The sequence below is a fragment of the Desmonostoc muscorum LEGE 12446 genome (assembly GCF_015207005.2).
Classification (GTDB): Bacteria; Cyanobacteriota; Cyanobacteriia; order Cyanobacteriales; family Nostocaceae; genus Nostoc; species Nostoc muscorum.
On record NZ_JADEXS020000005.1, the window covers coordinates 15020 to 29615 of the forward strand.

The 14596-nt window shown below is 39.5% G+C and carries 12 protein-coding genes and 2 pseudogenes; 10 read left to right on the top strand and 4 right to left on the bottom strand.

The window, feature by feature from the left end; all coding sequences use genetic code 11:
- Nucleotides 1–121: 121 nt before the first annotated feature.
- Nucleotides 122–439 carry a hypothetical protein gene (locus IQ276_RS39740; RefSeq protein ID WP_193913284.1) on the bottom strand — a complete coding sequence of 106 codons (318 nt, stop codon included), beginning with the start codon at nt 437–439 and terminating at the stop codon, nt 122–124.
- A gap of 89 nt (nt 440–528) precedes the next feature.
- Complete coding sequence (locus IQ276_RS39745; RefSeq protein WP_193913282.1) at nt 529–762, bottom strand: hypothetical protein; 234 nt, start codon at nt 760–762, stop codon at nt 529–531.
- Between the two features lie 176 nt (nt 763–938).
- Here IQ276_RS39745 and IQ276_RS39750 point away from each other — a divergent pair, with 176 nt between their 5' ends.
- The 5 genes from IQ276_RS39750 (at nt 939) to IQ276_RS39770 (ending at nt 7604) form a co-directional block, all read left to right on the top strand.
- The gene (locus tag IQ276_RS39750; protein WP_235116533.1) at nt 939–4133 is read left to right on the top strand and encodes a HEAT repeat domain-containing protein; all 3195 of its coding nucleotides are present in this window, start codon (nt 939–941) and stop codon (nt 4131–4133) included.
- A gap of 562 nt (nt 4134–4695) precedes the next feature.
- Complete coding sequence (parA, locus tag IQ276_RS39755) at nt 4696–5346, top strand: ParA family partition ATPase (RefSeq protein ID WP_193913332.1); 651 nt, start codon at nt 4696–4698, stop codon at nt 5344–5346.
- Nucleotides 5333–5608 carry a type II TA system antitoxin, ParD family gene (locus IQ276_RS39760; protein WP_193913331.1) on the top strand — a complete coding sequence of 92 codons (276 nt, stop codon included), beginning with the start codon at nt 5333–5335 and terminating at the stop codon, nt 5606–5608. Before parA ends, IQ276_RS39760 begins: the two co-directional genes overlap by 14 nt.
- A gap of 95 nt (nt 5609–5703) precedes the next feature.
- Nucleotides 5704–5940 carry a hypothetical protein gene (locus IQ276_RS39765; protein WP_193913329.1) on the top strand — a complete coding sequence of 79 codons (237 nt, stop codon included), beginning with the start codon at nt 5704–5706 and terminating at the stop codon, nt 5938–5940.
- A gap of 341 nt (nt 5941–6281) precedes the next feature.
- Nucleotides 6282–7604: a PIN-like domain-containing protein gene (locus IQ276_RS39770; protein WP_193913327.1), complete on the top strand. Its 1323-nt coding sequence runs from the start codon at nt 6282–6284 to the stop codon at nt 7602–7604.
- Between the two features lie 248 nt (nt 7605–7852).
- Here the strand turns inward: IQ276_RS39770 and IQ276_RS39775 are convergent, their stop codons facing one another.
- Nucleotides 7853–8368 (bottom strand): hypothetical protein, encoded by a 516-nt coding sequence (locus IQ276_RS39775; RefSeq protein ID WP_193913325.1) that lies wholly within the window; start codon nt 8366–8368, stop codon nt 7853–7855.
- A 438-nt stretch (nt 8369–8806) separates the two neighbouring features.
- Between IQ276_RS39775 and IQ276_RS39780 the strand changes: the two genes are divergently transcribed.
- Complete coding sequence (locus tag IQ276_RS39780; protein WP_193913323.1) at nt 8807–9046, top strand: helix-turn-helix domain-containing protein; 240 nt, start codon at nt 8807–8809, stop codon at nt 9044–9046.
- Nucleotides 9047–9093: 47 nt separating this feature from the next.
- The gene (locus tag IQ276_RS39785; RefSeq protein ID WP_193913321.1) at nt 9094–10083 is read left to right on the top strand and encodes a DNA-methyltransferase; all 990 of its coding nucleotides are present in this window, start codon (nt 9094–9096) and stop codon (nt 10081–10083) included.
- Between the two features lie 20 nt (nt 10084–10103).
- Here the strand turns inward: IQ276_RS39785 and IQ276_RS39790 are convergent, their stop codons facing one another.
- Nucleotides 10104–10697 carry a PDDEXK family nuclease gene (locus IQ276_RS39790; RefSeq protein ID WP_193913319.1) on the bottom strand — a complete coding sequence of 198 codons (594 nt, stop codon included), beginning with the start codon at nt 10695–10697 and terminating at the stop codon, nt 10104–10106.
- Nucleotides 10698–11076: 379 nt separating this feature from the next.
- Here IQ276_RS39790 and IQ276_RS39795 point away from each other — a divergent pair, with 379 nt between their 5' ends.
- From IQ276_RS39795 to IQ276_RS39800, 3 genes and pseudogenes are all read left to right on the top strand, one after another.
- Nucleotides 11077–12018 carry a tyrosine-type recombinase/integrase gene (locus IQ276_RS39795; RefSeq protein WP_193913317.1) on the top strand — a complete coding sequence of 314 codons (942 nt, stop codon included), beginning with the start codon at nt 11077–11079 and terminating at the stop codon, nt 12016–12018.
- A gap of 212 nt (nt 12019–12230) precedes the next feature.
- A pseudogene (locus IQ276_RS41400) lies at nt 12231–12599 on the top strand (pentapeptide repeat-containing protein); the annotation flags it as partial.
- A gap of 12 nt (nt 12600–12611) precedes the next feature.
- Nucleotides 12612–14453 (top strand): annotated as a pseudogene (locus IQ276_RS39800) (pentapeptide repeat-containing protein); the annotation flags it as partial.
- Nucleotides 14454–14596: the final 143 nt, after the last annotated feature.

The following is a 14596-nucleotide window of genomic DNA, read 5'->3' on the forward strand; positions in this document are numbered from 1 at the left end:
CAATGCAGAGAAAAGAGAAGTGGAGAAGCAAAAGAGCCTTTAAATTTCTACAGGAAAAGGCAATCTCACTCGATCGCCTTTGTGCTTTAGTTAATTAAAAAGCAGATGGTGTATGGTCTGACTACAGCATAATTTTGAATACTGCAATTAATAGGGAAACGATTGCTGCAATGGCTCCCAGTATTGGTTGCCAAAACTTGCAGTGCTGGCGAAATTTCCAAAGTAAAGATTTTTTATACTGAATGCTTGATGCTGTAAGAATCTCTCGATTTACATCAAGTGTAGATTTTGGATTATCATGAGGCTGAATGTAAACAATCGATAGGGCTTCGTTATCCATGTCGATTTTTTCTGTATTTTGAGTTAGTAAGCCAGTTTGGGAGCCTGAGAAACATCCAAAGTGGCTTTCTTCATTTGTGCTTTTTTGTGTGTTAGCCATTACGTTTTTCCGATTTTTAGTTTGAGAAGTAACCTGAGAGCCTGAGAAACATCCAGGTTTAATTTGAGCGAACAAGTAAGACATTGAGATTAGCGAGATTTTAGAGTTTGGATTAGTCCAGTGAGCGCACCAATTACAATTGCTACACTTAGGGCAATTGCAAACGGACTATAAGGGTTTTGCAGTAATACAGGTGTAATATCAACTTGGTATGGTGCATTACCAGTACCGATTACTGGGGTAGCTTGCTGAACCTTCATATCAAGTCCTTTGACTGCCTTTGTTGCTTGTGCGGTGGGTTGGTTTTGATTGATCTTTGTCATGGCTATAACTTCGTCTCAATTGGTGATAAGACAAAGTTACGTTAAGTGATAAGTGAAGCGCTGGACATTTAAGGACAGGGCAGGGACAGAGATTAATTGACCTTATCTGACCTCTCCTATTACATCAACTAATCTCCTAAACTAGAAACATCCTCATCCGTACAAATACATTAACTATGGGGGAAACACGGCATCGCAATAGTGTTCGAGTCAATGAACAAGGAAAAAACAAACTCCAAGAGGCGAAAGCGGCAATTGGTAAGTCTGAAGGCAAGCGTTTAACTTATTTAGAACTTGCTGGGCGTGCCGCAGTGAGTGAGAAGACGGTTAAACGCTTTTTTAGTGGTAAAGAAGATGTTGATTGGGAATCTGCTAGTGTGATCGCCAAAGCTTTAGATTTAGAACTAACAGACTTAATTGATGTAAAACCGACGACTCCGCCACCTGAAACTACAGCTACTTTTATTGACTGGCGGGAAGTATGTAGCACTATGCTGGAACCGCAGCGACGCATAACCAGCAATCTTCTGATGCAAGATGAATCTGCCAAAAAAGAAAGAAAGCAGATTTATGTTCCCTTAGCACTGGTGCAGAGGACAAAAACAGATAAGCGCAACAAGGAAGACATTTCCCCAGATGAGGGAACACGTCTTTATGAACCGGAGTATGAAACCCAGCAGCGATTTGAGCATGAAGCTTTCTTAAGTCAAATCCTAAAACGCCGCGAAGGTAAAACTAAAGGTAAGCAGATAGCAGTAATTGGAGAACCAGGTGCAGGGAAAACAACACTATTGCAAGCGATCGCTTTTTGGGTATTAGAGAACAATTTAGGTTTACCCATCTGGATATCTCTGGCAGACTTGGGACGAAATGGAAATTTAACGGATATTGAAACATATATATTTGATAGTTGGCTTAAGGATGCAATTGCCCCAACAACGTTGACTCAAGAAATACTGAATGAATTTAGAAACCAAATTCAAGGGGAGCAAGTGTGGCTGCTATTGGATGGGTTGGATGAAATTTCTGGAGGGGAAGCGTTTCACCAGCCATTAGAAGAAGTTTCTCGTCAGTTAGCTGAATGGATAGGGCGTTCATCGCGGGTGGTGTTAACTTGTCGGCTAAATGTTTGGCAGGCAGATCGTAATGCACTGAACAATTTTGAAACCTATCGCCTACTGGACTTTGATTATCCCCAACAGGTGCATCAGTTCATTGATAACTGGTTTGTGGAAGATAGTGATAAAGGAGAACGCTTAAAGACAGAATTAGGCTTAAATGAACGGATGCGCTTGCGGGACTTGGTACAAACTCCACTGCGTTTGGCACTTTTATGTAGTATCTGGCAAAGTGAAGAGGGAAACTTACCAGACACAAAGGCCGGACTGTATCATCAATGTATGCAACAGTTCTACACCTGGAAACAAAACCGTTTCGGCACCAACATCAAAGAGCAACAGGAATTAAACTTAGCTTTGGGACGTTTAGCCCTGCGGGATATCAATAAAGGCAGTTCCCGGTTCCGGTTGCGGGAAACTTTTATTAGCGAGGAACTGAGATATCCAGATGATGAGACTTCACTGTTTTACAAAGCATTGCAACTTGGCTGGCTGAATCATATAGGGATTGCAGCTGAATCTCCTAGCAAAGAAAAGGTTTATGCTTTCTACCATCCGAGTTTTGAGGAATATTTTGCGGCGTTAGCTATTGACGATTGGCATTATTTTTTGAATCACGTTCCTGAGAACCCAGAACAAGGAACTTATCGCATATTTGAACCACAATGGAAAGAAGTGATTTTGCTGTGGTTGGGACGAGAAGATATAAAAAAGCAGCAGAAGGAAGAATTTATAAAGGCCTTGGTAGAGTTTGACGATGGGTGCAATGGTCAGAATCAAATTCCTGATTGGAAGGGATTTTATGAATACCGAGCTTATTTTCTAGCCGCATCTGGGATTGCCGAGTTTAAAGAGAGTGATTTGACAGATGTAATTGTGGAGCAAATCACCACATGGGGGTTTAGTTATTTTAATATTCAAATTCAGGACTGGCAAAAATTTGACAAACAGATAGAAAAAAATGCTAAGGCTGTACTGGTAGAGACGAATCGCAAAAAAGCTATCACTGCATTAGAGTCGTTAATTAGTGATTCTCAAGATGAATATACCCGTTGGGGAGCCGCAGAGATTTTAGTAAAGATAGCTCCAAATAACGCCACTGCTATCACTGCATTAGTGAAGTTAATTAGTGATTCTCAAAATGAATATACCCGTTGGGGAGCCGCAGAGATTTTAGGGGTAATAGCTCCAAATAACGCCACTGCTATCACTGCATTAGTGAAGTTAATTAGTGATTCTCAAGATGAATATACCCGTTGGGAAGCCGCAGAGATTTTAGTAAAGATAGCTCCAAATAATGCTACTGCTATCACTGCATTAGTGAAGTTAATTAGTGATTCTCAAAATGACTATATCCAGATGCGAGTGGCAAAGATTTTAGAGCTAATAGCTTCAAATAACGCCACTGCTATCACTGCATTAGAGTCGCTAATTCATGATTCTAAATCTGAAAATACCCGGGAGAGAGCCGCAGAGATTTTAGTAAATATATCTCCTAATAACCTCACTGCTATCACTGTATTAGTGGAGTTAATTCGTAATTCTAAATCTGAAAATATCCGGGAGAGAGCCGCAGAGATTTTAGTAAAAATAGTTCCTGATAACAGCACTGCTATCGCTGCATTATTGGAGTTAATTCGTGATTCTAAGTCTGAAAATACCCGTTGGCAAGCCGCAGAGATTTTAGGGGAGATAGCTCCAAATAACAGTACTGTTATCACTGCATTAGTGGAGTTAATTTGTGATTCTCAAGATGAATATACCCGGAGGCAAGTGGCAGAGACTTTAGTAAAAATAGCTTCAAATAACAGCACTGTGATCACTGCATTGGAGTCGTTAATTCGTAATTCTCAAAATGAATATACCCATTGGCGAGCCGCTGAGGCTTTAGTAAAAATAGCTCCTAATAACGTTACTGGTATCACTGCATTAGTGGAGTTAATTCGTGATTCTAATTCTAAATATACCCGCGAACGAGCCGCAGAGATTTTAGTAAAGATAGCTTCTAATAACGTTACCGCTATCACTGCATTAGTGGAGTTAATTCGTGATTCTAAATCTGTAAAAACGCGTAGGGAAGCAGCAAATAAGTTACAAAATTTATTAACACAATCTGAGAATATGGCAACAGTTGTCACTTCGTTGAAGGATTACTTATCAGACGAGGCTTGCAAAGTTATCTGGCACTGCACCCAAACTATGACTTATCCAGCCTTTTATAAAGCTTGGCATCAGGGTGATAGCCAGTGTTGAGCAACAGGCTTGCGAAGCATTACCTACTTCAAAGCCTTATCAAGCAAGGCTTATAACATAAATATTCGATTAATTTCTTACTTTTTTCTTACTTGACTTGATTATCATCAATAAAATTATTACTAATTTAATTACGCATAGATTTTTACTTATGAATTACCATCCCTTAACAACAGACACTAGATTAATTTTGTAATTAATGTCACTAGCTATTACTGAGATAGAAGATTGCATGGAAATAGTCAATCTCTAGTTACAAATTCACATTTGTAATTAATTACATTTGTAATAATGCTATTTTGTATATTTGTAAATCTGTAATCCTGGGACTAAGTTTTATCTTAAAACAGTTGTAACTAATATTACTTTACTATTACTGAACCTTTAAGACTATAGAAAAATGTCCAATCTCTAGTTATAAATTCACATTTGTAATTAATTACATTTGTAATAATGCTATTTTGTGTATTTATAAATTTGTAATTTAAGTATTAAGCTTAGTATTGCGACTTTCGGGGATTTGTCATAAGGTAATGAATTACATTTTTACAAAAACACATTTATGAAAATTGCAGTGTTGAACCAAAAGGGGGGCAGTGGCAAGACCACGGTATCAATCCATTTGGCTCATGCTTTTTCTATGAAGGGGTATCGAGTATTACTTATTGATACTGACCCTCAAGGCTCAACCCGTGACTGGGCAGCAGCACGTAATGGTGAAGCTCCATTTAGTGTCATTGGTTTAGATCGCCCTATCTTGCACAAAGAATTGCCTAAACTAGCGCAGGGGTATGATTTTGTTTTTCTTGATGGTGCGCCAAGAGTTTCTGACTTAACGAGATCCGCAATCATGGCAGTGGATTTTGTGTTGGTTCCTGTACAACCATCTCCCCTAGATGTGTGGGCAGTGCATGAGGTAGTAGAACTCGTACAAGAGGCCACTATATATAAACCAGACCTAACAGCAGCATTTGTGATCAACAGAAAGATAGTGAACACTGCTCTTGGCCGAGAGGTGACGGAAGTTTTAGAAGAATACCCCTTTCCAGTGCTGAAAGCACAAATAAGTCAAAGGGTAGCATTTGCTGAGTCTTTGAATATTGGGAGTACGGTTTTGGAAACTGCCCCCAAAAGTGCTGCAAGTGATGAAGTACGAGCAGTTGTTAAAGAAATATTAGAAGCAACAAAGGAAGCGAATCATGGCAGAAACTAAAAAAACACAAAAATTGAGTTTAAAGCCAACTGTTCAGAAAACATCTGTTCCTGAAGAAGCAGCAGCATGGGTAGAAAGCCGCAATGGTGCTGAAGTGCCTAGCACTATAGTTGCTGAAGAAGTTAACAACCCTAAAAGCAAGCGCGTTACTTTTGAAGTAACCGAAGCACAGCACCAGGAAATTAAAATCCGTGCTACTAAAAAGGGCATGACTATTAAGGAGTATATGATCGCTCTAGTTGAGGAGGAACTAAAGAGATAATGTAATTAATTACTTTATTACATTTGTATTTAATTACATTATTACATTATTACAGATGTAACTTAGACTGAAAACCCTGTTTACTGTCTTGAAATATGAATGCTCACAAAATAGAAGTCGTTTTAACTGAAGATGGAACTCTGACGCTACAGGATTTACCCTTTCATGCTGGGGATGCTGTGGAAGTGATTATTCTGGAAACTAAGACTCCACAGCAACAAGCCCAACATTTATCTCAATCTGGTACAAATCCTTATCCTTTGCACAACAAACAGCCATACCATTATGACGACCCCACAGAACCCGTCGCTTTAGAGGACTGGAGTGTATAGACGCTTTTATAGGAATGCGGAACCGTCCTGTGTAGTTGAATATAGACTTAAACAGTTTTTCTAAATTAAGAGGTATCAATGAGTAGAGCAAATAATCTCGTAATACTCCTTTTATCAGCATTAAAAATTAGTCATACTGTAGTTTACAGCCGTAGATATCGCTCCCATAATGGCGGTAAGTATTGTTATCATGATATTGGACTAACAGTCTTTTACCAAAGCATCTAGCTAATAATAAAATTAATTTAAAAATAAAAATATTTTATAAAATTGTGTATTATATTTGGGTAATTGATGTAATAAACAATTATTAAAAAACATACTTAATTAAATTATAAAATATGAGAGAGCTTTTTCCAGACTATTATTATCCAACAGAAGAAGAGTTTAAGACAGCTTGGGAAAAAGCAACATTTGTTTTAGATACAAGTGTATTATTGGATTTATATAGATATCCTGAAGAACTTAGAGAGCAATTAATTAATATTTTTGAAAAAATTGCAGATAGGCTTTGGATACCATATCAAGTTGCCTTAGAATTTCAAAGGCGTAGAATGACGACTATATCAGATCAAAAATTAACTTTTAATAAAGTTGAAAATATTATTCAAAAAGGAATTGATGAAATTCAAAAAATACAAAAAGGAATAAATAAGCAATTAAATGACTTTCAACTAGAAAAAAGGCATTCAACTATTTCAGTTAATGAGTTTCTTAAAAAAATGGCTGAATCAATTCAATTAATTGAACAAGATTCGCAAGAGTTTTTATCTGAATTAAAACAAAAAAAAGATAAACAGCTATCAGTAACCACAAATCCTGATCCAATTCGCAATAAAATTGATGAACTTATACGAAATAAGATAGGAAATCCTCCTTCTGATCAAGAAACTATTGACAAGATTTATGATGAATGCAGACACAGAATAGAACACTCAATCCCTCCAGGGCTAATTGATTATAATGAAAAACAAGGTGATGACGAAACTTTTACCTATCAAGATATTAAATATAATAGAAAATATGGTGATATTGTTATATGGCTAAATATTATAGAAAAAGTTAAAGAAAAAGGTTATGTAATATTTATTACCAGCGAAAAGAAAGACGATTGGTGGTGGTCGTTCAAACAAAGCTCTGAGCCACCACAAAAAATGGGTCTAAGACGAGAATTATTAGAAGAAATAAAAGTAAAAACTAATGACGGTTTCTTTTGGGCATACCAAACTGAGCGTTTTATGAAATATGCTGATGAGTATTTAAATGTAGATGTTGAGCAAAAATTAATTGATCAAATTTATGATATTTCTAGCGTGGGACAAAATTTATCTGATAACCTAAGCTATGAAGATATAGATATCCAAGTGATTACTTCAGAAGATTTATCTAACACTATAAAATGTGATTTCTTACAAGTGTTTTCTCAATCTAATCAACAACAGTATGATGCTTACGCAGAAATAAGTTTCTGGGAAATCAATGGTTGGAGAGTTAATGGTGTTAGGGTCGATCCAAGCACTTATAAGAGTTTAACTCATCCAGCTTTAGGGACATGGAATATTATTTCTTGGCAAGAAAACGAACCATACGGTTTATATAAAGGTGAAATTAGAGCAAATAATCCTGTGTGTATGAGATGTTTTCTTGTCAAGAAAAGCAAATAGAGATCGCCCGTTCCGCCTTCGCTCCTACCCCAACAGAATTAGCCATAGAGTGAGAGTCGTAACTGCATAGATGCAGGTCTATGTATTGGGATTTAGGAGGAATTTGACGCAACCGCATAGATGAAAGCCTATGCGCTAGGTGCGATCATATCTAAGAAGAAGAGTAACCAAACTTGAAACGTGGTGTGATAAGTGCAATTCCGCTTTATTTGTTTCTCCTAATAATTATAAAAAAACTATTGTACAAACTAGAATGGATATCTAATATTTTTATCAGAAAGTCTGGGATCATTAATCATTAACTGAATTAAGCTTTTTTTTAAGGTATTCAAAGAATTAGGAGTAAAAATTAAACAAGTTAGATTATTTGCATTAATTGTTGTTACATCTCCTGCCTTCTCCTCTTTAATTATTTCTTTTATTGTTTTTATTGCTTCTATTTTTGAATTTGGGTAATTATATATTATCCAATATAAATAAGGATATATTTCAGAAGAGAGTGTGAATATTTTCTCTTTATTTCCAGAATCTAAAACATAATTTACTTTATTTTCAGCATCTACATATGTCCATAAACCATCAATTAAGTTCAAGTTAGAAATACATTTTTGATAACCATTCCATATTTTATCCTTCTCCCAATTTTTAGTTTCTTTTTTAATTTGGAAATAATTATTTAAACAAGCAATAATAAAACCAAATCCCCCTGTCAATAAAGAGGCTACTAAATATTTCCAACTATCAGGAATATCGATAAAAAACATTTTTCTACTACTCTTATTTCTCTGAATGTTACCAAAATTATAAATATGCTTAAGTAATATATTTGAATATTGTGATTAATCCAACCTATAAAACCTGACTTAGAATGGTACAGCTTTGTGTACTCAGTTGCTCAAAATGCCTTAACGTCAGTGCTATCACTTTAATGTCGTCATAGATCACTTTCCCGCTAACGAGGGAGATCGCACTTTTGGCTCATTAGTGACTCAATACTTTACCGTCGTTGCATTTAGGGAAAATGTCGTCATAATCTCCTGTCCCGACTAAGGGCGATGGGTGACAGAATCACCCTGGTGATTCTGTCACCCAGTACACAAGATTCAAAACAACATTGACACGCCTAAAGATTTTATGATCCAAGCAGACCAATAAGGTTGATAAGTCTATTACTCTTATGATGCTGAAACGCTTCACCCTGTATGTCAGAACAAAGTAACTCTAAATTACTCTCCGTCAGCGAAGTAGCCAAAGAACTCGAAATCACGCGACAACGAGTTCACGATTTAATTAAGAATGGGCAGATTATAGCCCATAAGCTAGGACGTTTTTACTATATAGAGGAGGCAGAGATGCAACGCTATAGAGATAAACCTGTCGGCAAGCCTTATCAACCACGTACTACAGCTTCGACACAAAACTCTATTGACAATTGTCAATAGAGTTTTTAAGATTTTAAATTAGTGTTAATAAAGAAGAGAATACCTCAATGACACCTGTTCGCCTTATATCACCTTTAGCTGTCACTAATCAGAAATTAATTGAGGTTTATCAGAGCAATTACGGCATTCTCTACCAAGGAGATTGCCTCAACTTTTTAAAAGCTCTTCCTGATGGTTCCATTGATGTTGTATTTGCCGATCCACCTTTCAACCTTGGCAAAGATTATGGCAAAGGTGTTAACGACCAGAGGCAATCTGAGGAATATCTCATATGGTCGAAGGAGTGGCTGAGTGAGAGTATACGTGTAGTGAAGCCAGGTGGAAGTTTATTCATTTTTAATTTACCTAAATGGTGCATTGAGTATGGTGCATATCTCAACCAAAATGGTATGCTTTTCCGCCACTGGATTGCGTGCAGAATGCCTAAAGCTTTTCCCCGTGGTAAAAGAATGTCTCCAGCTCACTATGGACTGCTTTACTACACAAAAGGAGAACCAGCCGTTTTCAATAAGGTTTACACACCAATTCAAGTTTGCCGTCACTGTGGTGGAGAAATTAGAGATTACGGTGGACACCGCAAAAAGCTAAATCCTCAAGGTATTAACTTAATGGATATTTGGGATACTCCTGAAGATGTTTGGGAAGATGCTTCCTATGCTGATAACGTTGAGGAAACTTTTTGGACTGAACTTGAAGAAATGTGGGCTGATATTCCACCAGTAAGGCATCGTCAGCACAAGAAAAGGGGAGCTAATGAATTAGCTCCAATTATGCTTGAACGCATCATTGCTATGGCATCAAACCCAGGACAAATAGTAATTGATCCATTTGGCGGATCTGGTACCACATTCTATGCTGCTGAAAAGTTACATCGATATTGGTTAGGTACAGAAATTGGCGATATAGAGCCAGCCGTTCAGCGACTAGCTGACTTAGCAAATGGAAACAAGGAAGAATGGGAATCGGCAAGAGGAAAGAAGAAAGTTAAAAATAAACAACAAGAATCAACGCAATTAGATTTATTTTCACACAGGTAAAGATTTAAAATTTTGCTTCTCTAGATTAGAGCGCGTCCATCTGTGCCTTTCGTTATTTTTGGCACATTATTATCTATAGCATCATGTTCAACCACAAATATTTCCAAGAATCCTTCATTTATATTCACTGCCCGCCACACATCAAAGTAAGGTTCTAATTCTTCATAATTTCCAATTCTGTCAGTAAGATAAGTATAAAGACTACGGCTAGGAAGCACTAAAGCTGAACCTAAAAAAACGCCTCGTAACATTCCCAGAACTAATTTGTTAACTGCTCGGTGACTGGATGAAATATTCCCTGTTTCCCATTCAAGGGCAAACAGATGTTTATCCAAAACTTTGGTAGCATCTACTCGTCCAGGTGCTTTAGTTGCATATAGAATTTTAGTTTCAAGCTGCCAGCCAAAACTTTCTTTAAGAGCAGTCATACAAGCAGTTTTAATAGGCTTAACACCATTCCCATGAAGGGTTGGATTAATCGTGAAAGTTAATGCACCAGGAGGCCAAACAATCAACTCAATAGCACTGCGGATCTCATTTTGAATCACAGCCCACTCTTGAGACTCCCGAAAGCTACCACGACTAATTAGTGATACCTCTTGCGTAATCTTCACGTTTTTATATTCCTTCTTATACCAAAGCAATCCTGAGATAGCTTAACAGGATGTGCTTGCCTCTTTCTATATCCTTGAGGCGATGGGCTACGTCCCACTGTCGGTGATTGCCCTAATCGGTAATGTTGCCTCCCTTCCCCCGATGTCGTGATAAACCCTCTTTCTAAAGATGAGGGTGATCGCAATGCTGGCATGGAGAGAAGAGTGAGAAGTAATTGGAAGAAAGACGCAAAATTAAATTAGGTTCTTTCCAGTGATCGCCGCGTTGTTATGTGGGAAACTGAGATTCTATCACCGATAACAAACTTTATCGGTGATTCGTTTTCATGAATAAAGCCTAATCCCAGTCAGGGTAGGCAATCTCGATGTTGTTGGTTTTATGTTCACACATACCTCGCAGGGGATAACGAGTGCTGTCCAAATGGCTGATGTTGCCAACACCGCGCAGTTGGTTGCGCTGTGGTTGACGACTAAACGCAGTCAGGAATCTCACCGCGCTTACGAAACTGATATCCGCTATTTTGTGGCTTTCCTGTTGGGGCAGAACCCCGAACAGGTGCAGTTAAATGATATCGACTTGCGAACTGTCACCATCAACGATGTGCAAGCATTCGCCGATTTTTTAGAGACTCACCCCACTAAGACCGGAAAACCTTTAGCACCAGCCAGCCGCGCGAGGAGAATTGCCGCTCTCAAAAGTCTGTTTAACTATGGTTGCAAAATCAAATACCTTTCATTCAACGCCGCAGATGATACTTTGCTACCCAAGACCAAAGACCGACTTGCCGAGCGGATTCTCTCAGAAGTAGAAGTGATGACGATGGTAGCCCTGACGACTAATGAACGCGATCGGGCTTTGATTCAGTTCCTTTACTATACCGCCGCCAGGGTGGGTGAGGTAGCCCAGGTACGGTGGCGCGATATTCGCTCCAATCGCAACGGACAAGGGCAAGTTACGCTGTTTGGCAAAGGCGAGAAGACCAGGACAGTGCTGATTCCCAAAAAGGTTTATCAGGCACTACTCGCTCTGCGTATGCCAACAGATACCCCGGAGGCGGCGGTGTTCAAAAGTCGCAAGGGAGATGAGCCTTTAAAAGAAAGACATATCCGTGATATCGTCGCGGCGGCTGGTAAAAAAGCTGGTATCAAGGGCAAAGTTAGCCCCCACTGGTTACGACACTCTCACGCTAGTCATAGTTTAGACAGACACGCATCGGTGCATCTGGTGCAGCAGACTTTGGGGCATTCATCTTTGCATACTACCAGCCGCTATGCCCACGCCAAGCCTAGCGATTCTTCAGGGCTTTACTTGCCTGAGTAGGGTTTTAGTTCTAGGGTCAGGGGGTAGAAGAAATTCTGAAAACCAACAGAAGGTAATGATTTAACATATAAAGTCTTTATTTTTTCTCTCTATTTATTTTTGACCGATGCCCAAACGCAACGGGCTGCTGACATTTAGTAAGGTTAATTGACAATGGTATCTCTATAGTTATGCCTAATTTATTCTGAAGATAAGAATAAGGATATCTCGCAATGGTTAATGAGGAGCATTATGTTCGGCTGAAGAAAGATGTGCAAGCTTGGAATAAATGGAAACTTAAAAATCCAAATATAATTTTTGACTTTAGCGAGGCAGACCTCAGCGGCACAGACCTCAGCGGCGCAAAACTCTGGGGGGCTAACTTCAGTGGCGCTAACCTCAGCGACGCAAAACTCTGGGGGGCTAACCTCAGCGACGCAAAACTCTGGGGGGCTAACCTGAGTGGCGCAGACCTGCGTTATACAGACCTCAGCGACGGTAACCTCAGCAGAGCTAACCTTAGTAGAGTTAACCTCAGCAGAGCTAACCTCAGCGGCGCTAACCTCAGTGAGGCTAACCTCAGCGGCGCTAACCTCAGCGGCGCTAACCTCAGTGAGGCTAACCTCAGTGGTGCTAACCTCAGCGGCGCTAACCTCAGTGAGGCTAACCTCAGCGAACTTGACCTTCGCTATACAGACCTCAGCAGAGCTAACCTCAGCAGAGCTAACCTCAGCAGAGCTAACCTCAGCAGAGCTAACCTCAGCAGAGCTAACCTCAGCAGAGCTAACCTCAGTAGAGCAAACCTTAGCGGGGCTAACCTCAGCGATACAGACCTCCGCAGCGCTAACCTCAGTGAGGCTAACCTTAGCGGGGCTAACCTCAGCAATACAGACCTCCGCAGCGCTAACCTCAGTGAGGCTAACCTCCGCAGCACTAACCTCAGCGGACTTGACCTCAGGGAGGCTAACCTCAGTGAGGCTAACCTCAGCGGACTTGACCTCAGGGAGGCTAACCTCAGCAATACAGACCTCCGCAGCGCTAACCTCAGTGAGGCTAACCTCAGCGGACTTGACCTCAGGGAGGCTAACCTCAGCAATACAGACCTCCGCAGCGCTAACCTTAGCGGGGCTAACCTCAGCGGAGCTGAGATCAGTGGGGTTAATCTCATTGGGGCTAACCTCAGCGGAGCTAACCTTAGCGGGGCTAACCTCAGCGGAGCTGAGATCAGTGGGGTTAATCTCATTGGGGCTAACCTCAGCGGAGCTAACCTTAGTGGAGCTAACCTTAGTGGACTTGACCTCAGTGAATTTGACCTTAGCGGGGTTAACCTCAGAGGAACTAACCTCAGCGGAGCTAACCTTAGTGGACTTGACCTCAGTGAATTTGACCTTAGCGGGGTTAACCTCAGAGGAACTAACCTCAGCGGAGCTAACCTTAGTGGACTTGACCTCAGTGAATTTGACCTTAATGGGGTTAACCTCAGGGACGCTAATCTAAGTAAAACTCAAGCATTAGGAACTGATTTTACAAACGCAAAGTTTACAGGGGCTTGTTTGGAAGACTGGAATATCAACTCTGCTACAAAGCTAGATGATATTGATTGCCGATATGTCTATTTAAAAAGTGACAAACAAGAACGTCGTCCCAGTAGTGGAGAGTTTGCGCCTGGAGTGTTTACCAAGCTATTCCAGAAAGCTTTAGAAACAGTTGACTTAATCTTTGCAGATGGTATTGATTGGAAAGCATTTCTTCTATCTTTTCAAGAACTACAGGCTGAATATGGTCAAGAAAACTTATCAGTTCAAGCATTTGAAAAGAAAAGTGGGAACGCATTTATAATTAGGCTTGAAGTTTTACCAGAAGCTAATAAGGCTGAAATTGAATGCAGGATCAAAGAACTATATGAATTCAAATTAAATGTACTTGCTGCAACATATCGTAAAGAATTACAAGTTAAAGACGAACAAATAATATTTTATAGAGAGCAGAGCGCAAACATTATGAGTCTTGCCAAAGAAATGGCTGCTAGACCTATTCAAAATATTATTGATTTTAAAGCTTCATTGGATAGTAAGTCTATGTCAGAATCCTATCAATCCAAGTACGACCAAAGAAATTCTAATAACCAGTTTGTAGATACAGCACAATCTGGTAGTCACTCGACTTTTAATCAATATAACTACACACCTGAGCAGAAAAAAAATCTTGCTGAAGCAGCAGCAGAAATTCAACAGCTTCTCAATCAATTAGAACAGAGTTATCCTACTAAAACTACTGTTGAAAAGATGGCTGTTGTCTCTAAAGCTGTTGATGAGCTTGAGAAAAACCCTACTTTGAAAGCACGAGTAATAGGTGCATTGAAAGCTGGGGGAACGGAAGCTTTCAAGGAGCTAGTTGACAATCCTTTGATTAATATTTTATTGGCATCAATAGAAGGATGGCAGGAAGCAGAATAGCTCACGGATTGGACAAGCTAAATGCAACAAAATCAATATTGTGTCTCTTTGAGGGGATAGGACTGCGTTGTGCGATCGCTTGTGAATAAAAAGCCCTCACCCCAGAGGGCTAAAATTTTGCTCACTAGCAGCTTTAACAGGTT

What these genes read in the sequence shown, in the direction of transcription:
- IQ276_RS39740 (WP_193913284.1), bottom strand. Translation starts at nt 439, where the DNA reads ATGGCTAACACACAAAAAAGCACAAATGAAGAAAGCCACTTTGGATGT.
- IQ276_RS39745 (WP_193913282.1), bottom strand. Translation starts at nt 762, where the DNA reads ATGACAAAGATCAATCAAAACCAACCCACCGCACAAGCAACAAAGGCA.
- IQ276_RS39750 (WP_235116533.1), top strand. Translation starts at nt 939, where the DNA reads ATGGGGGAAACACGGCATCGCAATAGTGTTCGAGTCAATGAACAAGGA.
- parA (WP_193913332.1), top strand. Translation starts at nt 4,696, where the DNA reads ATGAAAATTGCAGTGTTGAACCAAAAGGGGGGCAGTGGCAAGACCACG.
- IQ276_RS39760 (WP_193913331.1), top strand. Translation starts at nt 5,333, where the DNA reads ATGGCAGAAACTAAAAAAACACAAAAATTGAGTTTAAAGCCAACTGTT.
- IQ276_RS39765 (WP_193913329.1), top strand. Translation starts at nt 5,704, where the DNA reads ATGAATGCTCACAAAATAGAAGTCGTTTTAACTGAAGATGGAACTCTG.
- IQ276_RS39770 (WP_193913327.1), top strand. Translation starts at nt 6,282, where the DNA reads ATGAGAGAGCTTTTTCCAGACTATTATTATCCAACAGAAGAAGAGTTT.
- IQ276_RS39775 (WP_193913325.1), bottom strand. Translation starts at nt 8,368, where the DNA reads ATGTTTTTTATCGATATTCCTGATAGTTGGAAATATTTAGTAGCCTCT.
- IQ276_RS39780 (WP_193913323.1), top strand. Translation starts at nt 8,807, where the DNA reads ATGTCAGAACAAAGTAACTCTAAATTACTCTCCGTCAGCGAAGTAGCC.
- IQ276_RS39785 (WP_193913321.1), top strand. Translation starts at nt 9,094, where the DNA reads ATGACACCTGTTCGCCTTATATCACCTTTAGCTGTCACTAATCAGAAA.
- IQ276_RS39795 (WP_193913317.1), top strand. Translation starts at nt 11,077, where the DNA reads ATGTTCACACATACCTCGCAGGGGATAACGAGTGCTGTCCAAATGGCT.